Source organism: Mycobacterium attenuatum (assembly GCF_900566085.1).
GTDB lineage: Bacteria > Actinomycetota > Actinomycetes > Mycobacteriales > Mycobacteriaceae > Mycobacterium > Mycobacterium attenuatum.
This window is the reverse complement of record NZ_UPHT01000008.1, coordinates 44,603-70,628: the sequence shown is the minus strand read 5'-3', so window position 1 is coordinate 70,628 and position 26,026 is coordinate 44,603. Positions and strand designations below refer to the sequence as shown.

Here is a 26,026-nt window from a genome sequence, read left to right as displayed (position 1 = left end):
CCGGATCAGCGCAGCGGCTGACTCAGCGATCACCAGGCATCAAGGGATAAACAGGCGATGGTCGATTACGGGTTGTTGCCGCCCGAGGTCAACTCCGGGCGCATCTACACCGGGCCGGGGGTAGGTCCGATGCTGGCCGCAGCAACAGCATGGGCCGGACTGGCCGCTGACGTGCAGACCGCCGCAACAGGTCATCGCTCGGTCATCTCCGAACTGACCAGCGGTCCCTGGCAAGGGCCCGCCTCGGCGGCCGCACTTACGGCGGTCAGTCCATTCATCATCTGGCTCGACAGCAGCGCCGAGCAAGCCGCACAAGCCGCAACCCACGCGCTCGCAGCAGCGGCCGCCTACGAAACAGCATTCGCCGCGACGGTTCCACCGCCGGTGATCGCGGCCAACCGCGCATTGCTAGCAGCTTTGATCGCCACCAACTTCTTCGGCCAAAACACCCCCACCATCGCCGCCACCGAAGCCCTCTACCTGGAATTCTGGGCACAAGACGCCGCAGCGATGTACACCTACGCCGCCAACTCCGCAACAGCCACCCAACTCACCGAACTACCCGAACCCGCCGAAGTCGTAGACCCCCACGGGCTGACCAACCAAGCCACCACAGCCCTCAAATCCCAAACCAGCAACACCTACACCAACATCATGCAAACGCTCTCACAAGTCGACGCCCGCGTTTCCGGCGTGCTGCAAACACTATCGTCGCCGATCAACGGCACAGCCATCGACCAATGGATCATCGCCAACACCCCCTTCGACGACATCGTCCCCCTCTACAGCAAATACCTCTCCCCCTACATGAACTCGGTGGCATTCGGGTTTCAAGACACGCTCTTCCTTGGTGACGAAACCGCCGGCTTTGCCAAGCTCGGCAGTCTTGCCAACGATCTAGGCAGCGCTGCTCAGGCGGCCCAGCAGGCGGCGCAGGCGGCCGAGGCCGCAGCGTCTGCCGCGGCCAGTGCCGGGTCCAATCTCGCGGCCAACGTCGGGGGCGGCATCGGCGGCGTGGCCGCAAGCCTGGGCAAAGCAATTCCGCTCGGCGGACTGTCCGTACCCGCAAGCTGGACCACAGCTCCCGGCACAACCAATCCGACGGTCGCAGCACTCACCAACGCCACCACGATTCCCGCCACCACACCAGCCGCCGCCAACGGCACCCCAGTCGCCCCACCCTTCGGACAATTCGTCAACAGCGGCAGAGGCCGAAAACTCCCCTCCTACGGATTCCGACTCACCTTCATGACCAAACCACCAGCAGCCGGCTAACAGACAACGCACCAGCCCAGCGCCTCGCCGCGCTACTCAACCACGCCGCCTAAACCACCGATATTGCACTGCACACTTGACTTCAAGGGCGCCGATTCCGCATTGGCTTCACGTTCGACGCGTCCGGCGCGTTCGGTGCTAGCGGCCCTGGAAGCGAGCCTGCCGACGCTCGACAAAAGACCGGACGCCCTCGGCGGCGTCTTCGCTGGCAAACAGTGCCGCGACGTCGGGGCGCAGGCGTTCGATGGCCGCCGACTCGCCCTGCCGGCGGGCCAGGTGTGCAGAGGCAAGCGTCGCCCGAACACCCAGCGGCGCCGCGCGATCAGCGATGGTGCGCGCGATCTCCCTCGCCCGGGCCAACGCCGCCGCAGCGTCGGGCGCAACCTCCTGGACCAGGCCGATCCGGTGCGCCTCGGCTGCGTCGAACTCTTCTCCGGTGAGCAACCAGCGCATGGCATTGCCCCAGCCGGCGTCGCGAGGCAGCCGGATGGTCGCCCCACCGAAGGGGTATATCCCGCGCTGCACTTCCAGCTGGGTGAACCGGGTGCCGGCCGCGGCAATGCGAATGTCGGCGGCCAGCAGCAATTCAATGCCCAACGTCATGCACCAACCGTGTACGACGGTGACCAGCGGCGTCGTCCAGTCGCCGTCTAGGCGCCAGGGATCGCGGCCACCCTCGGGGAAAGTCAGCTCCCCGGCCGCGATGCCGGGACCGACGTCGACGAGATCGAGACCAGCGGTGAAGTGGTCGCCGTGGGCGAACAACACCCCGGCACGCAGCGAGTCGTCGGATTCCAATAGCCCGCACGCCCGGGACAGGTCGGCGAGCATCGCTCGGTCGAACGAATTGCGTTTGTGTGGCCGGTTCAGCCCGATCAGCAAGACGTGCCCGTCGCGCTCGAGGGACACGGTGGCGAGATCGGACAGAGCGGATTGCGCAGCACTGGTCATCGGCTCAGTGAACCCCAGAATAAGGCGCTATGCAATAGACCATAGCGCTGTTTCGAGGTCAATCGCGGCCCGATGACGCCACTTTCGGAACAGACGCGGATATATTATGCTGTTTCACATAATCGGCGCCGGCGATCCGGTACCTGAGGCAATACCTTCCACCGGGAGTAACCATGTGGATCATCGAGCTCAACATCGCCGGCTTCCGATTCACCCGCGAATTGCCCGATCGACGCCGACCGCTTCGGTTCCACGCACGCAATCTGCGCTGGCCGGTGCCGCGTCCCGGCCACTCGCACGCCGCATGACGCCGCCCGGCATGACCGCGAAGAAGCGCGGCGGCACGCGGGACAAGATGCTGATCAGCGCCGCGCAGGTGCTGCGCGAACGCGGCGCGGCCGGGGTAACCATCGACTCGGTGCTCGCGCGCAGCGGCGCCCCGCGCGGCTCGGTGTATCACCACTTTCCCGACGGGCGAAATCAGATTCTGACCGAGGCGCTTCGCTACGCCGGTGATTCGATCACCGCCGTGATCGACGGCGCCGCGGAACGGGGGGCCCGGGTCCTGCTGCGCGAGTTCGTCGATTATTGGCAACACCTGCTCACCGAGGGCGGCTTCACCGCGGGCTGCCCCGTGGCCGCGGCAGCGCTGGGTTCGGCCGACGACGAACTCGAGCTGTCCGCGGAGGCCGGCGCCATCCTGAACCGCTGGTGCAGCGCGTTGACTAGGGCGTTTCGGACCGACGGTTTCGACGAGTCGGGCGCGGCGTCGCTGGCGATGACCTCCGTCGCCGCGCTGGAAGGCGCCATCATGCTGTGCCGCTCGACACGCACCGTCGAGCCGTTGCGCACCGTCGGAGACCAACTCCAATTCCTGGTTTCTGCAAGGGAATTCGTCATGCGCAGCGATACTTCCGGCAGTCACGACACCACGCGCGGCCAGCCGGGCCAGTAGCAGCACCGGCCCGAGACCGACGTGACCCTGTTTGCTGACAGGGGAATCGCGATAGACTTCTCAGTGCCCCCAATAACTCGGCGGCCACCACTCTCGGCGATCGCAGTCTGGTGGACGCCGACGGAGGGGTGCCATGGCTACCGTCCTTGCAATACCGGACTTCATGATGTCGGCGGCCGCCGATCTCGACAACATCGCTTCGGCCGTCAGCGCGGCCGATGCGGTCGCCGCCGCCCCGACCATGGAGGTGGCGGCCGCCGCCGCTGACCAGGTCTCGACGGCCGTCGCGGCACTATTCGGCCGCTACGGCACGGATTACCAACGCTTCAGTGCCCAGGCAGAGGCGTTTCACCGACAATTCGCGCAGGCCCTGACCGCGAGCGCGGCTTCCTACGCCAGCACCGAGGCCGCCAACGTGGTGCCGCTGCAGTCGCTGCTCACGCTGGCCACCGGATTGCCGATACCCAGCCTGGCCTCCCTGGAAAGTCTGCTGTCGGCGCCGAATCTGGCTACCTTGCAAGGATTTTCGCCGGTGCAAGACCTGCTTGGTCTGATCAACGCGCCCGCCCTGACGTTTTTCGGCCGGCCGCTGGTCGGCGACGGCGCCAACGGGTTGCCGCTGAGCGGCCAAGACGGTGGCCCGGGCGGAATTCTGTGGGGCAATGGCGGCAACGGCGGCTCCGGGGCGCCGGGACAAAACGGCGGTGCCGGCGGGTCCGCGGGGCTGATCGGCAACGGCGGTATCGGCGGTGCGGGCGGGGTTCAGCTCGGATCCAGCGTCGGCACCGGCGGAACCGGCGGCACCGGCGGCCTGTTATGGGGCAATGGTGGCGCGGGTGGCCTGGGCGGCCTTGCCACCACCGGGGTCGCCGGCGGTGGCGGCACCGGAGGCGACGCCATCGGCCTGTTCGGCACCGGCGGGGCCGGAGGTTTCGGCGGCACTTCCCTGACTGGCCTGACCACGGTGCACGGTGGCCAGGGCGGCGCCGGCGGCAGCGGCGGTCTGCTCTACGGCCCCGGCGGGATCGGCGGTGACGGCGGTGCCGGAGTGCTTCTTGACGACGGCGGCACCGGCGGTGCCGGAGGTGGCGCGCGACTGTGGGGCACCGGGGGCCCGGGCGGAGTGGGTGGCGCTGCCGCCGCGGGCAATGCCGGTGCCGGCGGTGCGGGCGGCACCGGGGGGCTGATCGGCGCCGGCGGTGACGGCGGGGACGGCGGCCTGAGCGTGACTGGGGCAGCCGGCTCGGGCGGACACGGCGGCAGCGGCGGACTGTTTTACGGCGACGGCGGCAATGGCGGCACTGCGGGAACTGGCCTCACCGGGGCTGACGGCGGCGACGGCGGCAGCGCGGTGCTCATCGGCAACGGCGGTAACGGCGGCACCGGGTCGATCGGCAAGCCCGGCGGCAACGGTGGCCGCGGCGGTCTGCTGTTCGGAGCGACCGGCACCCACGGTTAGACGAATGTTCAGTCGCTGGCCGGTAGCGGCTTAACCTCTTTGAGGTGCAGCTTGGTGTCCCCGACGCTCAGCGACCCCGCACCCGGTTTGGTGACCAGGACCTCGGCGCCGTTGTCGTCGACGTAGCGCTTACCCAGCACCGAGCCGTCGGCGAACGCCGGGTCGAGTTCGCCGGAGCGCTCGGCACCGATCGCCACCATCGGTGCGCCACCGCAGCGCAGGTCGTCGAGGCTGTCCGCACTTCTGACGACGATGACCTGGGTGTCACAGACCTGGCTGGCGAGGCGGGTTCCGTTCTTGATCATGATGTCGTTCCTGCTAGTTCTTCGATGATCTCCCGGCGGAGTACCTTGCCGGTGGCGGTCGTTGGCAGCTCGTGGCGAAACACTACCCGGTCCGGGGTACGCGACCCGCGCAAACTCTTACGTACATATTCGCGCAATTCTTCCGGGTCCGGGTCGGCGCCCGCCGATGGCACCACCACGGCGACGATGGCCTGCCCCCAGTGCGGATCCTCGAGGCCCACCACGGCGACGTCGCGCACCTGCGGATGTTCGATCAGCACTTCTTCGAGCTCGGCGGGCGCGATGTTCTCGCCGCCGCGGATGATGGTGTCGTCGCTGCGTCCGCCGATGAACAGGTAGCCGTCCTGGTCGAGCATCGCAATGTCCTTCGTGGCAAACCAGCCGTTCTCGTCGAGCACCGAACCGATACCGGTGTAACGTCCGGACACCTGCTCGCCGCGGACGAACAACTCGCCGGTGTGGCCGGGACCCAGGACGGCGCCGTCCTCGGCGCGGATCTGCACCTCGACGCCGGGCACCGGCCGCCCGACCGATCCCAGCCGCCGGCCGAGCACGGCGTCCGACGCCGCGAGCGCGCTGCGGTGGTCGTCGGGAGTCAAGACCGCGATCGTCGAACTGGTCTCGGTCAGGCCGTAGGCGTTGACGAAGCCGACGTCCGGGAGCAGTTCGAGGGCTCGGCGGATCAGCGGCAGACCCACCTTCGAGCCTCCGTAGGCCAGGTTGCGCAGGGTAGGCAGCTTGTGCTCGCCGGTTTCCAGCACCGAGACGATGCGGTCCAGCATGGTGGGCACCACGGTCGCGGTGGTGACCTGTTCGGCGTTGGCCAGCCGTACCCACTCCTGGGCGTCAAACTCGGTCAGATACACCATCTTTCGGCCCGCGTAGAGGTTCGACAGCGCCGCCCCGACCCCGGCGATGTGGTAGGGCGGCACACAGATGAGAGCGGCGTCTCCGGTGTCGGCCGAGTCGAATTCGACTGTCCCCGTGATGTAGCTGGTGAGGTTGTTGTGGGTGAGCTCGACGGCCTTGGGCGCCGACGTGGTTCCCGAGGTGAAGAGCACGATCGCCACCGAGTCCGGGTCGGGAAATTCCGACACCGGATCGGCGCTGCCGGCCAGCGCCAGGAATGCCGCAGAACTCATCGACGGCGTGTCGGCGAGCATGGCTCGGTAGCGATCATCGGCGATCACCACGGGAGCGGGCAGCCGGTGGATCAGCGTCTGGATGCCGTCGGCCGAGAGCCGGTAGTTGATCGGCGTGAAGGGCAGCCCGGCCTGCGCCGAGGCAAAGATCAGCAGCGGCAGCATCACCCCGCCGGTTCCGAGGTACACCACATGCCGGGCGTGGGATGCCGCAAGTACACCTGCGCCGCCAGCTGCGAGGTCGCTGAGCTGCTGAGTCGTCAGCCGCACATCTCCCGAGACGACGGCCGTGCGGTCGGGGTTGCTCGACGCGGCCATCTCGAGAAGCAGCGAAACGCTCATCCTCGACCCTTCTCCGATCCCCCGACCTTTACAAATCTTGCCCTTAGTGTAACCCATAAGCGGCGGGGTTCGAGGGCGGCAAGGGTGGCGGCGCAAGCCGGCGCACCGATATGCCATTGGCTCGTCAATACCCTAGCGCCAGGCCGAGATTCGCGGAATCCAGCGTGGAACGTTGCGGCGGTATTCGGCGTATTCGGCGCCGTAGCGCCGGTGAAGATGCGGCTCTTCCCAGAATCGGATGGCGATCAGTTGGACCGCCACGAAGACCGCAAACCACAGCAGCAACCAGCCTGATGCGGTGACAGCCGCCTCGCCGAGCAGGATGCCCAGTACGCCGCTGATCATCGGGTTGCGCACCTGCCGATACGGGCCCCGCACTACCAGCTGCACCGGCTCCCCGAGCGTGTTGCCCACCCCGAGGGTGCCGTGGCCCACCCGGTCGAACAGCGCTACCGTCCAGACCAACAGGCCGATGCCGACCGCGATCAGCAGCGCACCCACCGTCACCAGCCCGATCGTGATGGGCGAGTGCAGATCCGGCGCCCGTATGCCCGCCGCGATCACGATCAGCGCCGGGATCACCAGGGTCATGGTCACCGGAGCGATGAGGAACGAAATCAGGTGCCGCCACCAGAGATTCCTTGTGTGCGTAGTCGTCATGATACTTCAACCTCCGTTCAAGATTTAGCGTACGCCGTCCCTTCGCGATCATCAACGGATGTTGAAGTATGCTCGCCGGCATGGCAGAAGCCCGGCGCAGCGGCCGGTGGCGCACCGGTCAGCAGAACAAGCAGCGCATCATTGCCGCTGCGCGCGAACGTTTCATGCGTGAGGGTTACGAACGGGCCACCGTCCGGTCGATAGCCGCCGACGCCGGGGTGGACGTCGCGATGGTGTACTACTTCTTCGCTAACAAGGAAGGGCTGTTCACCGCTTCGGCGCTCACCGGTCCCGAGCACCCACTGCACCAGCTGGCCACTCTGCTGGACGAGGGGATCAGCGGGATCGGCCCGCGGCTGGTACGCCGTTTTCTCGAGCACTGGGACGAAGGTGCGGAGTTCGAGCCGTTGCTGACGCTGTGGCGTTCGGCCGCGGTCCAGCCCCAGGCCCGAAAGATCTTGCACGACAGCCTCGCCGGGCCGATCGCCGAGCGGCTCACGGCCGAGTTCGGGGTCACCGATGCGCAGTTGCGGGCCGAGTTGGTAGCCAGCCACCTGGCGGGGCTGGCGTTCGCGCGGTACCAACTGAAGATCGAACCGATCGCGTCGACCGGCGTCGACGAACTGGTCGCCTGGCTGGGACCGACCGTGCAGCGCTACCTGACCGCACCGGGCCCGTAAGTTCCGCGAGCAGCCGCAAACTCAGGTGCCGGTCCATCGCGGCGGGCGCTTCTCGGCGAACGCGATCGCGCCCTCCCTGGCGTCGTTGGACATGAACACCGGACCGAAGATCTTCAGCTGCTCGGCGAACCGGTTTTCCAGGCTCCACCCGCGCGATTCGGTGATGATCCGCTTGGTGGCGGCCACCGCGAGTGGCCCGTTGGCGGTGATCTTCTCGGCCAGGGCAATAGCTGCCTGGAGCGCCTCGCCCGGCTCGGCCAAGACGTTGACCAGACCCAGCGCGTGGGCGCGTTCGGCGGGCAGGTTGTCTCCAGTGAGCGCCAGCTCCATGGCGATCGCGTAGGGAATCCGCTCGGGCAGCCGCAGCAACCCCCCGCCACCGGCAACCAGACCACGTTTGACCTCCGGAATGCCGAACGCCGAATCCCGGGCGGCCACAATCAGATCGGTGGCCAGCGCCAGCTCGGTCCCCCCGGCCAGGGCGTACCCCTCCACCGCCGCGATGAGCGGCTTGGCGGGTGGACGTTCGGTAAAGCCCAGGCCGCGGCCTGCCACGACGACGTTCTCGCCGCGGGCGAACGCCTTGAGATCCATTCCCGCACAGAACGAACCGCCCGCGCCGGTGAGGATGCCCACCGAAAGGCCGGCGTCGGAGTCCAGCCGGTCCATCGCGTCGGCCAGGCCCCGGCTGACCGCGGCGTTGACCGCGTTCTTGGCCTTGGGCCGGTTGATCGTGATGATCAGGATCCGATCACGTTGTTCGACAAGGACCTCGGGTTCGGTGATGCCGGATTCTTCACTCACAGTGGTTCGCAACTCCTTCGAAAGTGGTTCGCGCTGTAGCCATCACGCTTGGGCCAGCGCCAGCTCGACAACGGTCAGTTCTTTGGAAAGCCCAGCCGCCCTTCGTATCTCAACGAAGGCAGCGATTATGGCCTCGGTCACCTCATGCGGGTCCTTGAGGGTGGCACCATCGGTGAGCACCGAGACGTTGAGCTGGTCGACATAGCTCCACACGGTGATGTTCAGTCCGCTGCCCGCGGTCAACGGGCCCACCGAGTAGATCTCGGTCACCAACGCACCGCCCACCCTGCCGCGTTCGCGCGGGCCAGGAACGTTCGAGATATTCAAATTCAGGATCTTGTTCTGCCCGTCGCGGCCGGACATCCACCGGAACATCGCCTCGGCACCGGCCGGAGGGAAGTAGGCCGCCCACCGACTGACCAGTTCCGGACCCAGCAGCTGGTGACTTTCCTTGGCGGACAACGCGTTCTGACGACAACCCTGCACCCTTTCCAGTGGGTCGTCGCAGTCGGTCGGCAGCGCCACCAGCATGCCGCTGAAGTGATTTCCCGAAATGCGCTCCGGTGAGAAGTCATAACTCACCGGGACGGAGGCCAGCAGTGGTTCGGCCTTGCCGTCGTAGCGCAGCAGCAGGCTGCGCAATGCTCCGGTGGACATGGCCAGCACCATGTCATTGATGGTGGCCCCGAGCTTCTTGCCCGCCTCCTTCACGTCGACCAATGCCAGGGTGGCGGTGGCGAACCGGCGCTCCGGGGTGATCTTGTGGTTCATGAAGGTCGGCGGCGGGGTGAACGGCCGGGTCAACTCCGGAGAAAACTTGCGTGCGCTGCGCCGCACCCGGGCCAGACCCTGCGCGGTGTACCGCATGGTCGCGGGGACCCGCCCGAGGTGCCGCAGGTGGTCGACGAACGCCGAAGTCATCAGTTCGCCCTTGCCGGGGGCCGGGTCCGACACGTACGGGTTGCCTTGGGGCCCCGGCAGCAGATCCATTCCGCGTGCCATCAGGTTGGCCGAGGCGACGCCGTCGGCCAGTGCATGGTGAATCTTGGCCACCACCGCCACCCGGTGATTGGCAAGCCCCTCAACGAAATACATCTCCCACAGCGGATATCTGCGGTCCAGCGGGGTACTGGCGATTTGACCGATCGCCTCGTCCAATTCGCGCCGGCCGCCCGGCGACGGCAGCTTCCAGGGCCGGATGTGGTAGTCGAGGTCGACCTCGCAATGTTCACGCCACATCGGATGGTGGAACTTGAGCGGGATGTCGATCAGTTGATAGCCCAACGGCTCCAGCTTGCCCATGCGCCCGCCGATGACCTCGCGAAACGCGTCGATACCGAACGGTCGGCTGTCGGGGTCCAGCTCGATCACCGCGACCTTGATGGTGTGCATGTGCACATTGGGTGTTTCGCTGTAGAGCAGTACCGCGTCCCAGCCGCTGAGCCGTTTCACCGCCGCCCCCTGGTCATAGCGCGACTCTACAACCGGCGCACTCGGCCGGTGCCTAGATGACCTCTTTTGCGCACTGTTTCCGGGTGCGGTGAACATGGTTGAGGAACAGCGAGATCGCGTGCGTGGTGGGGCCGGTGCGGGCGCCGTCGAGCAGGTCGAAGCCGTGGCCGGCGCCCGGCAATTCCACATAGGCCACCAGCGACCGGGACACCGCACGAAGCCGGTCGACGAAGCTGCGCGCCTGCGCCACCGGGATGACACCGTCGCGGCTGCCGTGGATGACCAGGAACGGGGGCGCATGGGTGTGCACCCGGGCGATCGGCGAGGCGTCGCGGAACACATGGGGGTGGCGGGTGATCCGGCGCTTGACCACGACCCGCTCCAAGAAGTCGACGAACCGTACGCGTTCCGGCGTGGAACGGTCCTGCCAGTCGTAGCGACCGTAGATCCCGACCGCGGCGTCGACCGAGGTGTCAGAGCCGTCCGGCAACTCACCCTGGTAGCCGGGGTCGTTGGCGGTGAGCCCGGCCAGTGCGGACAGGTGCCCGCCGGCCGAGCAGCCGGCTATCGCGATGAAGTCGCGGTCCCCGCCGAATTTGTCGACGTTGGCCCGCGCCCACGCGATGGCGGCCTTGACGTCTTCGACGTGGCGCGGCCAGCGGTGGTGCGGGGCGACGCGGTAATCGATCGACAGGCATACCCAGCCCTGATCTGCCATCCGAGACAGCAGGGCATAGCCCTGTATGCTGCGACTGCCGTGGATCCAGGCGCCGCCCGGAACGAAAAGCAGCACCGGCGCGGGATGGGCGGGCAATTCGTTGCGGCGCCATACATCGAGCAACTGCGCAGGGCTGTTGCCGTAATGGACGCCCCGACGGTGCAGGTAGCGACGGTGCCGCAGGGCTTCGCAGACCGGTGGGGTGCGCTGCGGCGCCGGCCATTCGAGCTCCAGGTCGGCGGCCGACACGATGCCGCGCAGCGCCGCGGCCGAAACCTCGTTGGTAACGGAGCGGTCCCGGCGGCGGACTCCAATGGTCCCCGGGGTGAGCCAGTCCTTGGCCCTGGCGGACACGAACTCTGGTGCATGCCGGGCACCCCAGACGCTCATTGCGGTGACACTGCCCAGTGGCTCGAGGTGCTTACCCACCACCGGCAGCGACGCCCCGGCGACGCTCAGTGCCAGCAGGTAGTCCCCCGGACGTGCCCGTAACAACCACTTGACCTGGGACATCATTGTCGGGATTGTCGGGATTGTCGGGCCGCTCGCCGTCATGGGGGGAGCGTACCCCGCCCGAGTGGCGCCAACCACGATTAATCGGCAGCTGTCATTTGGAGCAAACGTTTCCGTCTGCGGGCCGCGGCACGCCGGGCAGCGTAGCCGATGGCGCTGGCGGCGAACATCGCCGCCGTGAGCGCCAACCACCTGCCCAGAAACGGCTGCTGAGTCTGCCCGGTCGCCGCCAGGTAGGTCGGTGCGCCCTGTTCGATGATGCCGGGCAGGAACATCAGCAGGGTCAGTCCCGCACCCAGCACCGGTATGCGAATGTGGTTGCGCGCGCTGATTTCTGGGTGATCGCCGCCCGGCACCCGCCGAAGCCCGCGTGACGCGACGCGGTCGGCCAGCGCGTACAGGGGAAAGAGCACCAGGTCGTGGGCGATCACGGCGGCGGCGAACCAGACGGCGATCGACTGCCACCAGGTGTCCGGGTTCCACAACGTCGCGGGTTTGAAGGTGGCCAGGAGATAGCCCAGCAACGCGAAGCCCGACAGCATGGTCAGCAGGTGCAGCGGATGCGCGCCGTAGTAGCGGCCGAAACGTTTTGCGGCTCTTAACATCTCAGCTCGGCTCGAATTCGATGGCGGTGACCCATTTGGTGTTGTGCACCCCCGGCAGCGCGGGCACGATGATGCGGGCCGGGTAGCCGTGATCGAGAGGCAGGTCGTGGCCGTTGACCCGCAGCGCCAGCAGCGCATCGCGATCGGTGATCTGGTTGGCCTGCAGGCGCGCCGTGCCGAATGCGCCGCCGCGCTGCAATGACACCACCTGCGCCGAGCGTGGTGCCGCTACCCCGGCCATTCGGGCAAGGTCGGCCAGGCGCACCCCGCTCCAGCTTTGCACGGTCGACCAGCCTTCCACGCAGGCGATCGGCAGCCGCGCGGTGTGCTGCTGCAGTCCGGCCAGGCCGGCGCGATCCAGCACCACCTCCGCCGGGCCGCCGCGCAGTATCAGCCGCCAGCTCTCGCCGACGCTGTCGGGTGTGATCCCCGCGGCTGCGGCGGTCTTGTTGACCGGGAAATCTCGGCCTCGCCCGCGCGGCAGGAGCAGTGCCACACTGCGCACCGGTCCGCCGAGGGTCTGACCGGCGGTCAGCACCCCGATCAGCAGCACGCCGGCACCCACCAGGGCCAGGGCACCGCGCCGGCTCACGGTGGGCTCGGCCGGGTCGGCGGCCACCAGCCCGTCGGGATCCGGGGGTTCGGGCCGAGTGCCGGTCACGTTGGTGCGCAGCACTTCTCGCATCGACAGCGATCGCAATCCGGTGCGCATGCGCGGAATCTTGAGCGCGATATGCATCAGGAAGCCGGCGATGAAGACCCACGCACCGAAATAGTGCCCGGTGTAGAAGCTGAACCCGAAGATGTAGTCGTACTGGATGTTGAGCACCCCGGTGACGATCTCGAACAGCACCCCACCGACCAGCATCAACAACGACACCCGTTCCAGCAGTTGGGCTATCGACCGCGCGGGCGGCCAGACGAACAGTTTCGGGATCACCGACCACAGCTTGGCCAGCACCACCGGGATGAGCAGCAGACCCAGCCCCACATGGACACCCTGGGTCAGCCGGTACAGCCACGACGGCCGGGTAGGCCAGGCGAATTCGGGCAGCCGCAGCCACCCGACGTCGCCGGGAATCGCCTGACCCAACCGCGGCGCATAGGCGATATAGGACAGCAGTCCGGTGATCACCACGATCGGCAACGTCACCAACAGCACCAGCCCGAACACCGAGGTCAGCCAGGGACCGCGCAGCGGGCTACGGAAGTGGCTCAACCGCCGGACGCCGGGCGGTGGATGGTGTTCCAGGGTGCGCCACAGTCCGGCGGGAAAGCCGTGCGCGGAGTCTTGTCGTCGCTCCGGATGTCCTAGTACGCCGTCAGGCTGGCGATGACCCGCCCGCCGATCAGCCGCACGCTGGTCAGGGTGAGACCCACCCGCGCGGCCAGCGTGGCGGCGCTGTCTACGCCAACCGATGCCCATCGAAACCACGGTCCGACCTCCCGCGCTGACTCTAGGCGAACCCAGCGGGAACGGATACCGATAGCCTGGGCATCGAACTCGGCCACGCAACGCCCGCCTCGGCGCAACAGCTCGGCGGCACGGGCCAGGATCCGCAGCGGATCCCCGCCGAGGCCGACGTTCCCGTCGACCAACAGAACCGTCTGCCAACATCCCATACCGGGCAACGGCTCGAAGACGTCGCCCAAGATGGCCGGAGCACCGCCCTGACCGGCCAGCCGGATCGCGGCAACGGATCGGTCGATGCCCAGTGCGGGTATGCCGCGTTGCACCAGCCTGGCCACCAGGCGTGCGGGCCCGCAACCCAGCTCGATGGTGGGCCCGCTGCACAGCTGGGCGACCGCCTCATCGAACGCCTCATCGAACGCCTCGTCACAGGACTCATCACCAGGCCCGTGACAGGAGGGCGCCGGGTCGGCGGAATGGCCGGCCAACCACCGGTGTGTCGGCAGCAGCCGCAGTTCACCGTCGTCGTGACGGATCCAGCATGGTTCGCCACCGAGCGCCAGATCGTACAGCTGCCCCAGCATGTCACGCCCCTCGCATCGGGCCCACCCGGGCCGAGCCCCAACGACCGGATCACGCGCCGGCGGCAACCGCATGCGCCAGCACCTGCATCGGTACCCGGTTCCTCCGTCGACTACACCAGCAGACTGCCAACAGCGCCCCGCGTCCGCGGCCGAACGGTCAGCAAAGCGTCGCCGATACCAAACTTGCGCGGCCATGTCGGGCCGGGCGCCCGGGCATACTGGGCGGGTGCCGGACAACGACGACGTCCATCCGGATCTGCGCCGAACCGCCCACTTGGCGCCGCGACGGCTGGTGGGCCCGCGGACATTGCCGATCATGCGGGCACTGATCGGTCTGACCGGTCGCGCCGTGCCCGGCGATGTCGAGGTGATCGCGCTGGGACCGGGCGCCGGCGTACGGCTCTACCGGGGCGTCGGCGTTCGAGAGCAGACACCGGCACTGCTGTGGATTCACGGCGGCGGGTATGTGCTGGGCAAGGCTGCGCAGGATGACCGGCTGTGCCGCCAGTTCGGCCGAACCCTGGGCATCACGGTCGCCTCGGTGGAATACCGGCTGGCACCCGAACACCCCTATCCCGCGCCGCTGGAGGATTGCTACTCGGCGTTGCGCTGGCTGGCCGAGCTGCCCTGGGTAGACCGGGATCGGATCGCGATCGGCGGCGCCAGCGCTGGCGGCGGTCTGGCGGCGGCGCTGGCACTGCTGGCGCGCGACCGCGCGGAAATCGCGCCGGCACTTCAGCTGCTGACCTACCCGATGCTCGATGACCGTAGTTCCACCACCCGCACCCACCCGCGCTACCGGTTGTGGGATGCCCGCGCTAACCGGTTCGGCTGGGCGGCCTATCTCGGGAATGCGGACCCCGCGCTGGCCGTACCGAGCAGACGGGAGGACCTGAGCGGCCTTGCGCCGGCCTGGATCGGTGTAGGTACCCATGACCTGTTTCACGATGAGGATCTCGACTATGCCCGGCGGCTAGCCGCTGCCGGGGTGCCCTGCCAGGTCGACGTGGTGCCGGGCGCGTTCCACGGCTTCGACCTGGTGGCACCGAACGCCCTTGTGTCACAGCAGTTTTTCGCCAGGCAATGCGAGGTTCTGCGGGCGGCGCTGGCGCCGGCGGGCTGATCGGCACCGAGCCTGACGCCACGGCGAATATCCGCCGCGATCTCTCGCCGTGGCGCTACGCCCGCGGGCACTCCCGGCTGGCATAGACAATCTCGCCGCCGATGATGGTTGCGGCCACCAGAGCGGAATCCAGCTGGGCCAACGCCGCCGCGGGCGGTTGCGAAAGCACACACAGGTCACCCGGCTGTCCGGGTGTGATGGTTCGGCCCCGCCCCGGCCGATCGGGGCGGCCCAGAAACATCGCCAAAGCCGTTCGCGCCGAGATGCATTCAGTGCTGTTGAGCACGGCGCCGCTGGCAGTGATGCGCCGCACCGCGGCACGCATAGCCGCCCACGGGTCGTCACGACCGAACGGCATGTCAGTCGAAAGTGCCATCGGCACTGTCGCGTTGAGCAGCGACGCGATTCGCCACAGCTGATGGTGCTCGGCGGCGGGGATCTCGGCGAAGTACTGATCACCGCGCTCGGCAACAAAATTCGGCTGGCTCACCACGGTCGCCCCGAGATCGCAGAGGTCGGTCAGGGTGTCGTCGGGCACCACCGCGGCGTGCTCGATCCGATCGAGCGGATGGCTGCCGGCGGCGCGCAACGCCGCGATGGTCACCACCAGCTGAGCGGCGGTCACGCAGTGCACGGCGACCGGACGGCCGGCGCGGTGACAGTCGGAGATCCAGACCGTCAACGCGTCCAAGTCCAGCCGGTCGTCATGCAGGATCTTCTTGCCTGGCGCCAAGAATCGTATCCGCGGCCGGAATTCGCCGCGCCGGTGCGCCTCCTGCAGCGACTCCATGTCGGCGGCGCTGAGATCCGGGGTGGCGTCGGTGACCCCGGTGACCCCCATCGAGGTGAGCCGGCCGCTCAGCCGCGCGAGGTTGGTTTCGCGGCGTGGCAACCCAGCTGACCAGCTCGGGTCGGCACTGTGCAGCCGGCCATCGGGGTGGCCGGCCAGGCCGATCCGGCCCAGTGCCGCGGAGTTGAGGATCCACAGGGCACCGCTGCGATGCTGGATGCGCAGCGGAATAACCGGCACCATCGCATCGAGCAGGTCCCGGTCCAACCGGCCGGCGACGGACTCGTGATAGCCGATCGCCCGGATCCACCCGTCGGAGCTTGGCCCGGCCTGACAAAGAGCTTGGGCCAATTGTTCTTTGGTGCCGACGCCGGGTGGTCCGACCAGCAGCGAATCCAGAGCCGCGGCCGCTGAGCGCAGATGCACATGGTGATCGTGCAGTCCGGGCAGCACCGTCCCGCCGGCTGCGTCGAGCACCCGCTCGCCCGGCGCCGCGGCCAGGCCGTCGCCGACCTCGTCGATCAGGACGCCCACGCGGATGTCGGCTGTGGTCCCGTCCAGCAAGGTGGCCCGCCGAATCAGCATGGCAGCGCGAGTCTTTGGACGACGAGACGGCGCACCGTCGCATTGTCGGCGCCCAGGTCGGCGGCAGGCCCGCACGGCGGCGGCGGCGACGGCGGCGGCGCCGGGTATGTCGATGCCGATGCCGTCAGCGGCTGTGCTGCGTAGCCGGCGGCGACAGCCGCCAGGGATACGTCGATGAGTTCGCCGCCGCCGCGGCCCAGCGATTCGGTGACGGCCAGGTTCGCTTCGATCCCGGACAGCGGGTCGGCGATGGCGTCGCCGCAGAACACCGGTCCGTCCGCGGCAGATCCGACCAGCCCGCCGGCCACCGCCGCGTCGTCGCCGAACGCCGGGCGTCCGGAATGCCCGTCATAACCGTTGATGCGCAACCAGACTCGTCCGGCCCGCGGTGCGAGGTGGTCCGGCCCGAGCCGGCGTCGCGCCAGGGCAGCCGGCCGCGACCCCTCGATCACCACGTCGGCCACGGTCAGCAGCCGCCGCAGCTCGTCGACCTGTTCGTCGAAATCGAGGCAGTACGAAAGTTTTTCACCGTTGATCCAGTCGAAGAAGGCGCGGTTGCCGGCCCGGGTGCCGTCGGGACGGCGCGGGCTTTCGATTTTCACGACGGTCGCGCCGGACCGGGCCAGCAGCTGTCCGCAGAGCGGACCGGCCCACATCGAGGACAGGTCGGCGACGAGCAGGCCGGCCGGTCCGCGCACCGCTCCGCGCGGCCCGGCGCGACGAATCCGCGGCGGTGTGGCCGCGGCCTCGCCCAGCGCCGCGGCGGGGATGTCGAGGAGCTGGGTCCGCTCGATGATCGTGGACCGATGCGACGTCGCGGCCCACCGTTGCAGGGTGGGCCAGGGGTCTTCGGGCAGCTCATCGACCTGCAGCAGCGCGGGAAGGGCGGCGACGTCGTCGGGACGCGACAGGGTGATCGCGACCCAGCCGTCGGTTGCCGCGAGCAACCGCGAGGCGCCCCCGGCAGATGTCCGGCCCCGGCGGTTCAGTCCCAGCATCCCCGCTCGCCCGGTCAGCAGTGTGGCCGCATGGGCGGTGATCGCCTCGACGCGGCTCAGCACGTTGGCGCGGGAGAAGTCGGGTGGCCCGCCGGGCTGACCGGTCAGGTAGGCCAGCCCGCTACTGCCCCAGTTGACCAGGGTGCGGCTCACGCAGCCGAGCGTAATGGTCGCGCGGCGGCTCAGAACTGCAGCGCGGTGAACCGCCAGTCCAGCACCTGCCGGTCCGGCTCGGCTTCGTCGCTGACGGCGTAGACCAGCGACCGCAGCCCCAGCACCCCGCCGTTCCCGACGGGCCGGGCCGACTCGACGTGTAGCTCGCTGTAGAGCGTGTCGCCCTCACGCACCGGGCCGGTGTGGTCGCAGTGTTGCCAGCCCAGCACCGTCACCAGGTTGGGCATCAGGCGGCTGGCCTGCGCCAAGGCCAGGCCGATGGTGTGTCCGCCGTACACCAGCCGCTTCCCGCTGACCCGCGAATCATGATGTGTCGCAGCGATATTCAGGGTAAGACGGGCCAGCTCCGGGGCGCTGCTGACCAGGTCTGCGGTGCTATGCAGCACCGAACCCGCAATACCGGCGTCGAAGTGGGGGCCGGGCACCCGTTCCCGGAAGGCCGCGGCGTCCCAGCCGGCGGTGGGGTCGACGGCCGGTCCCGTCACGTTGGCGCCCACGGTGGACAAGTCAGCGCCGGGGGCCTCGGGTCGATCGGCCTGCCAAGCCGGGCCGGCGGGCAGCATGGCGCAGCGGTAGAAGTCGAGCACCAGCCGATCGGCCTGGTCGACTGTCGTCATCCGCAGCGCCGCCAGTCCCGTCGGGGCGCGGCCCGGTTTGGCCGCGTTGGCCCGCAACCTCACCACTTCGGTGCGGGTGCGGATGGTGTCGCCGATAACCGGGAATCGGTGAAACGTCAGCCCCCGGTAGAACAGATTGGCCTTGACCCGCTGCGTCACCAGCGTCGACTGCCCGATTGCCACGTTGCAGACCAGGCCCGGATGCGCCAGGGCGCCGGGGGCGCCGGTCACCGCCGCGCACAGGTCCGTATCCAGGGCCAGCCGCAGCCGGTCACCCACAATCGCCTGATGGGCCGCGGCCAGTCCCGACGACAGCGTCATCGCCGGCGCCCAGTCGAATACCTGACCTACCGAAAGGTCGTCGAAGTAGGGTCCGCCTTCGCGGATGGCCGCGTATCCGGTATGCACAAGGGCACATGCTGGCAGGCCGTCGAAGCGGGGGTCAATATGACAGGTGTGAACGACGAACTGAACGACGAACTGAACGACGAAGAAGCTTTGTTGGTCGCCACGGTACGGGCCTTCGTCGATCGCGACGTGAAACCGGCGGTCCGCGAGGTGGAGCACGCCAACACCTACCCCGAGGCGTGGATCGAGCAGATGAAGCGGATCGGCATCTTCGGGTTGGCCGTGCCCGAGGAGTATGGCGGGTCGCCGGTGTCGATGCCCTGCTATGTGCGGGTCACCCAGGAGCTGGCGCGGGGGTGGATGAGCCTGGCCGGGGCGATGGGCGGGCATACGGTGGTAGCCAAGCTGCTGACGCTGTTCGGCACCGACGATCAGAAGCGGAGGTATCTGGCGCCGATGGCCACCGGCGAACTGCGGGCCACCATGGCGCTGACCGAGCCGGGCGGCGGCTCGGACCTGCAGAACATCTCGACCACCGCGCTGGTGTCCGGACCCGGCGAATTACGGATCAACGGCGCCAAGACATGGATCACCAACGCGCGCCACTCCGGGCTCATTGCGTTGCTGTGCAAGACCGATCCCAAAGCCCAACCGCGCCATAAGGGAATCTCGATCGTGCTGGTCGAACCCGGACCGGGCCTGACGGTGTCGCGGGACCTGCCCAAGCTGGGCTACAAGGGAGTCGAGTCCTGCGAGCTGTCCTTCGACGACTACCGAGCGCCGTCGTCGACGGTCCTGGGAAACCGCATGGGGGAAGGGTTTTCGCAGATGATGAAGGGTCTGGAAACCGGCCGGATCCAAGTGGCGGCCCGTGCCCTGGGGGTGGCGACCGCGGCACTGGAAGACGCGCTCGCCTACGCTCAGCAGCGGGAGAGCTTCGGTCAGCCGATTTGGAAGCATGAGGCCGTGGGCAACTATCTGGCCGATATGGCAACCAAACTCACCGCCGCCCGCCAACTCACCCGCTACGCCGCCCAGTGCTACGACAGCGGGCGGCGCTGCGACATGGAGGCCGGAATGGCCAAGCTGTTCGCCTCCGAGGTGGCCATGGAAATCGCCTTGAATGCCGTGCGGATCCACGGCGGCTACGGCTACTCAACCGAATACGACGTCGAACGCTATTTCCGCGATGCGCCCCTGATGATCGTCGGCGAAGGCACCAACGAGATCCAGCGCAACGTGATCGCCGCACAGTTGGTCGCCCGAGGTGGCATCTAGCCGGTTTCCCGGCCGTTTGTGCTGTATATTTGCCTGACTTCGCCCAGGGAACCCAAGGGTCGGCACCAGAGGAGGGCAGCCATGAGTTATCCGCCGGGGCCGTACGGAGGTTCCCCAGAATGGCAGGGCCAGCAGCCGCAACCGGGTTGGCAGGGCCAACAGCCGGGTTGGCCCGCTCCGCAACCCGGCTACGCACAAGAGCCGGACAACTACCTCGTCTGGGCGATTCTGGCCACGGTGTTGTGCTGCCTGCCGTTCGGGATCGTGTCGATCGTGTACTCCACCAAGGTCTCCGGGCTGTGGGCGCAAGGGCGCTATGCCGAGGCGCAGGCGGCCTCCGCCAACGCCAAGAAGTGGGCGATAATCAGTGCCATCGTCGGTGCGGTGATCGCCGTGATCGTCGGGGTGATTTATGTGCTCCTGATTGCGCTGGCCGTGTCGGTCGATCACAACACCCCGTCCACCATCACCACATATTCCGGTTACTGACACCTCGGTATAGCGTTGCGGGCCAGTACGTCTGGATGCGCCTGTAGCGGCCAACAAAGGTGCGCAACCAGATTGGTTGCGCACGGAGCACGCAGCCGCAGACCGCGGTGACATGCGGCGGTCGCAGTTGCCACGCCGTGGATCGTGACTAGCTAACCGCCGGCCGTTGACATGGCGTCCACCAGTCCCCAGGCCAGCGCGGTCTCGGCGTCGATGGTTCGACCGGAAAGAATCAGATACGCGGTGCGCCAGCGTCCGATCCGCCGGGTGATGCTGACGGTGCCGCCGGCGCCGGGGATCAGCCCGAGGCTCAGCTCCGGCAACCCGAAGACCGATTCCGGATGCGCCACTACCCGTCCGCAGAACGCGGCCATCTCCAACCCGCTGCCCAGGACCTGCCCGTGGACCTCGGCGCGGCAAGCCCCGCCCAGGCTGGCGGCGAGTTCGTCGAGCACCAGCGCCGGACTGTGTCGGGTGCGGGCGAAATGCGCGCTGACCGGATCGGCAAAGGTGCCGAACTCGGCAAGGTCTCCCCCGCTGCAAAACGATGGACCGTTGCCGCTCAACACGATTCCACGGACCGACGGGTCCAGTTGCGCGACGATGAGCGCCTCCAGTAGCGCGGAGCGCACGTCGGTGGTAAACGCATTGTGCCGGTGGGGGCGGTTGAACCGGATACGCAGGATGTCCTGGTCTCGTTGCACCAGCACCGCATCCGTCGTGCCGGGAACGACGCCCGGACCGCGGTTTTCAAGCCAGCGCGCGAACTCCGGCCCGGCTTGCAGGGTCGAATAGGCCAGTGATTCGGTGACCACGCCGGCCAGCGTCGCACCGGCGGGATCGACGACGCGCAGCACGTCGTCGCACATGGCGCTGGCCTGAGGCCAGCGTTGGCAACGCTGCGTTACCTCGGCCAGCACCTCGGGCACCGAGTGCACGGTGATCACTCGGCGGTCGCTATATGGCTTGTCGGTTAGCGTGAAAGTTGCCGCGTTCAACCAGAATTCGTTGGTCAGCGAACCGTGCGCGACAATCACCCCCGGCGGCGAAGCGACATCCGGCGCATCCGAGGCCTGGGAAAGGTCGACCACCCGCAACATCGGTCAGGCCGAATACTTCTTGATCAGCCCGTCCTTATAGAGCTTGCCCGTGTCGGTGCACGGCAGCTGCGCTTCGAAGACAATGGCTTTCGGGCATTTGAAGTGCGACAGGCGATCTCGCAGCCACATCAGTAGTTCTGCCGCGAATTGGTCGGTAGCGTCGGCCGGCTCGACGGGCTGCACCACCGCCATCACCCGCTGTCCCATCTCGTCGTCGGGAACACCGAACACCGCGGCGTCGAGCACCCGCGGGTGGGTCACCAAGACGTTTTCGGTTTCCTGCGGGTAGATGTTGACTCCGCCGGAGATGATCATGTGGTGGCGGCGGTCGGTCAGGTACAGGTAGCCCTCGTCGTCGAGATAACCAATGTCGCCCACCGTCACCCAACCGTGTTTGTCGCGCGAGGCAGCGGTTTTCGAGGGGTCGTTGAGGTATTCGAAGGAGTAGCCGCCTTCGAAATAGATCTCGCCCGGCCGGCCCGGCGGCAGTTCCGCGCCGTCGGGGTCCAGGATATGAACCGCGCCCTGCATGGGCTTGCCGACGGACCCCGGGTGTTCCAGCCAGTCCTCGGCGGTGATCAGCGTGGACCCGATGGCTTCGGAGGACGCATAGTACTCGTCGACTATCGGCCCCCACCAGTGCATCATCTGCTTCTTGATCTCGACCGGACACGGCGCCGCGGCGTGCATCACCCGTTTCAGACTGGACACGTCGTACGAGTTGCGCACCGAATCAGGAAGTTTCAGCATCCTGGTGAACATCGCCGGGACGAACTGGCCGTGTGTCACCCGGTAGCGCTGGATGGCGTCGAGCGCAGACTCCGGATCGAACTTCTCTATCACAACGGTGGTGATGCCGCCGGCCTGCGCACTCATCGACCACACCGACGGGGCGGTGTGGTACAGCGGCGCCGGGCTCAGGTACACCGAATCGGGGGTCATCCAATACTCGATCAGCGCCGACATCATCCCGGGCGCCTGATCCGGTGGCACATGCGGCAATTCGCGTTTGATTCCCTTGGGCCGCCCGGTGGTTCCCGACGAATACTGCAGCAGGTCGCCTTCGAGTTCGTCGTCGATCGGTGTATCAGATTGGTCCGCAACGCATTCCGGGTAGCGCTGCCAGCCCGTCAGGTCGCCGTCGGCGATCATCAGCAGATTCGGGAGCCCGGCGGGAAGATATTCAGCCAGACCGGCGCAGGTGTCGCGAAGCGCCGCGGAGCCGACGATCGCGCCGGCACCGCTGTTCTCGACGACGTAGGCCGCCTCGACCGGGGTCAGGTGGGTGTTGATCGGCACGTAGTACAGGCCGCTGCGGCGTGCCGCCCACATGATCGCGTGGATGTGCTCGTTGTTCTCCATCAAGATGGCGACGACGTCGCCTTCCCGCAGCCCCGCCTGACGGAACCGGTGTGCCAGCCTGTTGGCCCGGGCTTCCAGCTCTGCGAAGGTGACGACCGTTCCGGACGGGTGCAGGATGACAGCCGGTTTGCTCGCGCCCTTCGCATCGCGCAGGTGCTGGCGGATCTGCATGAGCCGACTGTACGTCCAAGACCGGTAGCTCGAGCAATGGGGCGCGGTCGCCGGTGCCAGCCGCCCAAGCACGGCAAGCCCGGGATCGCTAACATCGACCGACCGGCTCCGCTAGTCCGTCCGCAGCCGCGTGTCAGCCGAATGGTGTTGCCACGCAGGCTATTACAGCGTCACCGGAATACAACGTGAGCACGCCGCCGCTGGGTGATGTCGCAGCAGGCCGACGTTCTCGGCGGCCAACAGGCCGCGATCTGGACGGCATGCTGAACGCCCGCAGTGACCTCGCGAACTGCCGAAACCGACATGCGACCGCCGTCGCGGCCGGGTGCGCCAGCGCTCAACCGGCTACTAGCCAGCGCACCTTCTTGCTCAGTACTGTCGCAGCTGAAGGGTTTTCACTGCTCACGGTGATCTCCATACCCGCTCGTTCCCGCAGTTCGCGTTGCAGCTTGTCGCGAAGGGTGGAACTCGCGGCGAGGCATCCGCGGCAGGCACCTGACATCCGCACAGTCACGTGGAGACCGACAACGGAAACCAGTTCGATCGACCCGCCGTGCGAACTGGCAAGTGCCCCGATCGGGCCGGCGAGCAGTTCCTCGGTGATCGTCGTCACCCGTGCCGCGGAGGTCATTGACTGGCCGACCCGCCAACCGGCCGGGTCCGCCAGCGCCTCGGTGAGCGCCGCGCGAATATCGTCTCCCAGCTCGCGCCAGGTACGGGATGCGCCGACGGTAATCGCGATATCGGTGGCGCACACGACGATCTCGGCGATCAGTCCACTATCCAGTAGTGCGCCCAGCCTGCCCGGTGCGCGCCGGACCATGCCGAGGGATGGCAGCTGGTCCGGTGCGACCACCCATCGGAGTTGTTTCGGATTGCCGGTGGCGGTGGCGTGCAGGGGGATCATGCGCCCAGCCCAATCGCGATCGATCTGGCTGCAAATGCCGCTAGCCAGGCCAGACCGAACATGTAGGTGAACGCCACCGCAGGCCACCGCCAGGAGTTGGTTTCGCGGCGCATCACCGCGACGGTCGACATGCATTGCAACGCGAAGATGAAATACGCCAGCAGCGCGATAACGGTCGGCGCGCTGAACAACTGATGGCCGTCGTCATCCGGGAGAGCGGCCAGTGCTGCATGCGGATTGTCGGGGTCGGTCGCCGCCGCCACCTGACCGATGGCTGACACGAACATTTCGCGCGCCGAAAAGGAACCCAACAGTGCCACATTGATGTGCCAGTCGAAACCGAGTGGTTTGAACACCGGCCCCATCGCCTTCCCGACGTCGGCGGCGTAACTATGGTCCATCACATACGCGCTGGCCTGCGTCGGCGACATGTGGGCGGTCGCCGTAGCAGGCGCCGGCAGGTTGAGCAGCACCCACAGCACCACCGACGTGCCCAGGATGATGGTTCCCGCCTTGCGCAAGAACATCTTCGCCGAATCCCACATCGCGTTGAGCAGGTTGCTGGGCGACGGAAAGCGGTACGGGGGAAACTCCATCGTGAACGGCAGAGTATCGCTGCGCAGGATCGTCGACTTGAACACCGAGGCGGCGATGAGCGCCGAGGTACCGCCGCACAGATACAGCAGAAACATCACGACACCCTGAGCGCTCAGGCCCCACCAGTGTGCCTGCGGCGAAACGAGCATTCCTACCAGCAAGGTGAACACCGGAAGCCGGGCCGAGCACGTCATCAGCGGGGCCGTAATGATGGTGGCGATCCGGTCACGAGATGACGGCAGCGTGCGCGTGGCCATGATCCCCGGGATTGCGCAGGCGAAGGACGACAGCATCGCAACGAACGCGCGACCTTCCAATCCCGTCGCGGCCATCACCCGGTCCATCAAGAACGCGGCCCGCGCCATATAGCCGACGTTTTCCAGCAGCGCAATCAACAGGAACAGCAAGACGATCTGCGGGATGAACTGCAGCACCGTTCCGACCCCGCCGATGAGCCCCTGGCCGAGCAGACCGCGCACCACATAGTTGCCGATGTGGTCGCTGACCAGCCCGCCGAGCCAGCCGAGCACTCGGCCCACCCGTTCCTGCACGGGCGCGGCGACAGTGAAAACGATTTGGAAGAAACAGAACATGACCGCAAAGAAGACCGCGGTGCCCCACAGCGGGTGAAGCACCACCGCGTCGATCCCCCGCGTGCGCCGATCAGGTTGCGGAGCAACATAACCGGCCGCGTTGAGCACCGAGGTACCCCATGCGTCGACGGCGTCATCCTCGACCGGGGGCAGCAGCGGGGGACGCTGCCACCCTTCGAAGGATGCCAGCTCATCGCGTACCGTGCCGACACCCGCGCCGCGGTTCGCAATGAGCGCGACGACCGGGATGCCCAGCGCCGTCGACAAGGCGTCGACGGCGATGCCGCCACCGCGGGCGGTCAGTTCGTCGGTCATCGTCAACGCCAGCAGACACGGCAGGTCAAGCCGCAGCACCTGGGCCACCAGGACGATGGAGCGCTTCAGCGTGGTGGCATCGGCCACCATGACGATCGCATCGGGGCGGCCCGCAACGTCCGGCTCGCCGGCCAGCACATCAGCCACCACCTGCTCGTCGGGGCTGATCGGGTCGAGACTGTAAGTGCCGGGCAGATCCTCGACCATGATCTCGACGTCGCCCGACTTGGCGATGCCGATCCTGCGCCCGACCGTGACACCCGGATAGTTCCCGGTCTTGGCGTGAAGCCCGGTCAGCTGGTTGAACACGGTTGTCTTGCCCGCGTTGGGACTGCCGACCAAAGCCACGCGCGCCACACTGGAAACCGCCACCGTGGCACCGCTTTCCTCGTGACAGGTCGTCATGCGCGTTTTCCCGGGTCGACTTCGATCAGCTGCGCGTCACGCCTGCGCAGGCAGAGTTCGGTGTCCTGAACTCGGTAGACAGTCGGGTCACCCAGCGGCGCCCGGCGGATCACTTCGACCACGGACGCCGATCGAAATCCCAACTGTCGCAGCCGGCGCGCTAACGCCGAAGGTGCCCGCGCCGCGGTGCCCACAATGGTCGCCCGCTCACCCGGCCCCAGATCGGTGAGCACGATCGCAGAACCTGGCAAAGGATGCGGATGCGGCGTCGTATCTGGCACTTCGTTCCTCCAAGAAAATGGCATCGCGTTGGTGATA

Annotated in this window: 24 protein-coding genes and 1 pseudogene; 7 read left to right on the top strand and 18 right to left on the bottom strand. The window is 67.4% G+C overall.

Annotation, left to right across the window (positions count from 1 at the left end; all coding sequences use genetic code 11):
• Nucleotides 1-57 precede the first annotated feature (57 nt).
• Entirely contained in the window at nt 58-1,275 is a 1,218-nt protein-coding gene (locus EET13_RS01900) for a PPE family protein (RefSeq protein WP_122440697.1), read from the top strand.
• 138 nt (nt 1,276-1,413) lie between these two features.
• Here EET13_RS01900 and EET13_RS01895 read toward each other — a convergent pair whose 3' ends face one another.
• Nucleotides 1,414-2,226 carry a crotonase/enoyl-CoA hydratase family protein gene (locus EET13_RS01895; protein WP_122440696.1) on the bottom strand — a complete coding sequence of 271 codons (813 nt, stop codon included), beginning with the start codon at nt 2,224-2,226 and terminating at the stop codon, nt 1,414-1,416.
• 304 nt (nt 2,227-2,530) lie between these two features.
• Between EET13_RS01895 and EET13_RS01890 the strand changes: the two genes are divergently transcribed.
• Both EET13_RS01890 and EET13_RS32220 read left to right on the top strand, forming a co-directional pair.
• Nucleotides 2,531-3,181: a TetR/AcrR family transcriptional regulator gene (locus EET13_RS01890; RefSeq protein WP_122440695.1), complete on the top strand. Its 651-nt coding sequence runs from the start codon at nt 2,531-2,533 to the stop codon at nt 3,179-3,181.
• Nucleotides 3,182-3,314: 133 nt separating this feature from the next.
• Nucleotides 3,315-4,637: pseudogene (locus EET13_RS32220) on the top strand (PE family protein); the annotation flags it as partial.
• Nucleotides 4,638-4,648: 11 nt separating this feature from the next.
• Here EET13_RS32220 and EET13_RS01880 read toward each other — a convergent pair.
• The 3 genes from EET13_RS01880 to EET13_RS01870 all read right to left on the bottom strand — a co-directional run bounded on the left by EET13_RS01880 (nt 4,649) and on the right by EET13_RS01870 (nt 7,089).
• A complete protein-coding gene (locus EET13_RS01880) occupies nt 4,649-4,945 on the bottom strand; it encodes a hypothetical protein (RefSeq protein ID WP_122440693.1) in 297 nt (98 codons plus the stop codon).
• Nucleotides 4,942-6,429, bottom strand: a complete 1,488-nt coding sequence (locus EET13_RS01875; protein ID WP_122440692.1) for a class I adenylate-forming enzyme family protein — start codon at nt 6,427-6,429, stop codon at nt 4,942-4,944. Before EET13_RS01875 ends, EET13_RS01880 begins: the two co-directional genes overlap by 4 nt.
• A gap of 132 nt (nt 6,430-6,561) precedes the next feature.
• Nucleotides 6,562-7,089 carry a methyltransferase family protein gene (locus EET13_RS01870; RefSeq protein ID WP_122440691.1) on the bottom strand — a complete coding sequence of 176 codons (528 nt, stop codon included), beginning with the start codon at nt 7,087-7,089 and terminating at the stop codon, nt 6,562-6,564.
• A gap of 80 nt (nt 7,090-7,169) precedes the next feature.
• Between EET13_RS01870 and EET13_RS01865 the strand changes: the two genes are divergently transcribed.
• Nucleotides 7,170-7,769: a TetR/AcrR family transcriptional regulator gene (locus tag EET13_RS01865; RefSeq protein ID WP_122440709.1), complete on the top strand. Its 600-nt coding sequence runs from the start codon at nt 7,170-7,172 to the stop codon at nt 7,767-7,769.
• 21 nt (nt 7,770-7,790) lie between these two features.
• On the opposite strand, the gene EET13_RS01860 is transcribed toward EET13_RS01865, so the two are convergent.
• From EET13_RS01860 to EET13_RS01835, 6 genes are all read right to left on the bottom strand, one after another.
• Nucleotides 7,791-8,573, bottom strand: coding sequence for a crotonase/enoyl-CoA hydratase family protein (locus tag EET13_RS01860; RefSeq protein ID WP_122440690.1), 783 nt, complete (start codon nt 8,571-8,573; stop codon nt 7,791-7,793).
• A 42-nt stretch (nt 8,574-8,615) separates the two neighbouring features.
• Nucleotides 8,616-10,025 (bottom strand): WS/DGAT/MGAT family O-acyltransferase, encoded by a 1,410-nt coding sequence (locus EET13_RS01855; RefSeq protein WP_122440689.1) that lies wholly within the window; start codon nt 10,023-10,025, stop codon nt 8,616-8,618.
• A gap of 52 nt (nt 10,026-10,077) precedes the next feature.
• Nucleotides 10,078-11,259: an alpha/beta hydrolase gene (locus EET13_RS01850; protein ID WP_244603724.1), complete on the bottom strand. Its 1,182-nt coding sequence runs from the start codon at nt 11,257-11,259 to the stop codon at nt 10,078-10,080.
• Between the two features lie 77 nt (nt 11,260-11,336).
• Nucleotides 11,337-11,861, bottom strand: coding sequence for a hypothetical protein (locus EET13_RS01845; protein ID WP_122440687.1), 525 nt, complete (start codon nt 11,859-11,861; stop codon nt 11,337-11,339).
• A 1-nt stretch (nt 11,862) separates the two neighbouring features.
• On the bottom strand, nt 11,863-13,125 hold the full coding sequence (locus tag EET13_RS01840) for a molybdopterin-dependent oxidoreductase (protein WP_244603726.1): 1,263 nt from the start codon (nt 13,123-13,125) through the stop codon (nt 11,863-11,865).
• Between the two features lie 47 nt (nt 13,126-13,172).
• Complete coding sequence (locus tag EET13_RS01835) at nt 13,173-13,856, bottom strand: class I SAM-dependent methyltransferase (RefSeq protein ID WP_122440708.1); 684 nt, start codon at nt 13,854-13,856, stop codon at nt 13,173-13,175.
• A 226-nt stretch (nt 13,857-14,082) separates the two neighbouring features.
• Here EET13_RS01835 and EET13_RS01830 point away from each other — a divergent pair, with 226 nt between their 5' ends.
• The gene (locus EET13_RS01830; protein ID WP_244603723.1) at nt 14,083-14,979 is read left to right on the top strand and encodes an alpha/beta hydrolase; all 897 of its coding nucleotides are present in this window, start codon (nt 14,083-14,085) and stop codon (nt 14,977-14,979) included.
• A gap of 55 nt (nt 14,980-15,034) precedes the next feature.
• On the opposite strand, the gene EET13_RS01825 is transcribed toward EET13_RS01830, so the two are convergent.
• The 3 genes from EET13_RS01825 to EET13_RS01815 are packed head-to-tail and all read right to left on the bottom strand — an operon-like array spanning nt 15,035 to nt 18,551.
• Nucleotides 15,035-16,354: an amidohydrolase family protein gene (locus EET13_RS01825; protein ID WP_122440684.1), complete on the bottom strand. Its 1,320-nt coding sequence runs from the start codon at nt 16,352-16,354 to the stop codon at nt 15,035-15,037.
• Complete coding sequence (locus EET13_RS01820) at nt 16,348-17,505, bottom strand: CoA transferase (protein WP_122440683.1); 1,158 nt, start codon at nt 17,503-17,505, stop codon at nt 16,348-16,350. Before EET13_RS01820 ends, EET13_RS01825 begins: the two co-directional genes overlap by 7 nt.
• Nucleotides 17,506-17,534: 29 nt before the next feature.
• The gene (locus EET13_RS01815) at nt 17,535-18,551 is read right to left on the bottom strand and encodes a MaoC family dehydratase (protein ID WP_122440682.1); all 1,017 of its coding nucleotides are present in this window, start codon (nt 18,549-18,551) and stop codon (nt 17,535-17,537) included.
• A 72-nt stretch (nt 18,552-18,623) separates the two neighbouring features.
• Here EET13_RS01815 and EET13_RS01810 point away from each other — a divergent pair, with 72 nt between their 5' ends.
• Together EET13_RS01810 and EET13_RS01805 are read left to right on the top strand one after the other, a co-directional pair.
• Complete coding sequence (locus EET13_RS01810; protein ID WP_244603725.1) at nt 18,624-19,769, top strand: acyl-CoA dehydrogenase family protein; 1,146 nt, start codon at nt 18,624-18,626, stop codon at nt 19,767-19,769.
• Nucleotides 19,770-19,850: 81 nt separating this feature from the next.
• Nucleotides 19,851-20,258 carry a CD225/dispanin family protein gene (locus EET13_RS01805; RefSeq protein WP_122440681.1) on the top strand — a complete coding sequence of 136 codons (408 nt, stop codon included), beginning with the start codon at nt 19,851-19,853 and terminating at the stop codon, nt 20,256-20,258.
• 152 nt (nt 20,259-20,410) lie between these two features.
• On the opposite strand, the gene EET13_RS01800 is transcribed toward EET13_RS01805, so the two are convergent.
• The 5 genes from EET13_RS01800 to EET13_RS01780 form a co-directional block, all read right to left on the bottom strand.
• Nucleotides 20,411-21,358 (bottom strand): enoyl-CoA hydratase/isomerase family protein, encoded by a 948-nt coding sequence (locus tag EET13_RS01800; RefSeq protein ID WP_122440680.1) that lies wholly within the window; start codon nt 21,356-21,358, stop codon nt 20,411-20,413.
• Between the two features lie 3 nt (nt 21,359-21,361).
• The gene (gene fadD4, locus EET13_RS01795) at nt 21,362-22,891 is read right to left on the bottom strand and encodes a fatty-acid--CoA ligase FadD4 (protein ID WP_122440679.1); all 1,530 of its coding nucleotides are present in this window, start codon (nt 22,889-22,891) and stop codon (nt 21,362-21,364) included.
• Nucleotides 22,892-23,228: 337 nt separating this feature from the next.
• Nucleotides 23,229-23,798, bottom strand: a complete 570-nt coding sequence (locus EET13_RS01790; protein ID WP_122440678.1) for a NifU family protein — start codon at nt 23,796-23,798, stop codon at nt 23,229-23,231.
• A complete protein-coding gene (gene feoB, locus EET13_RS01785) occupies nt 23,795-25,708 on the bottom strand; it encodes a ferrous iron transporter B (RefSeq protein WP_122440677.1) in 1,914 nt (637 codons plus the stop codon). The genes EET13_RS01790 and feoB overlap by 4 nt, the downstream gene beginning before the upstream one ends.
• Complete coding sequence (locus EET13_RS01780; protein WP_244603722.1) at nt 25,705-25,941, bottom strand: FeoA family protein; 237 nt, start codon at nt 25,939-25,941, stop codon at nt 25,705-25,707. Before EET13_RS01780 ends, feoB begins: the two co-directional genes overlap by 4 nt.
• Between the last annotated feature and the right edge of the window lie 85 nt (nt 25,942-26,026).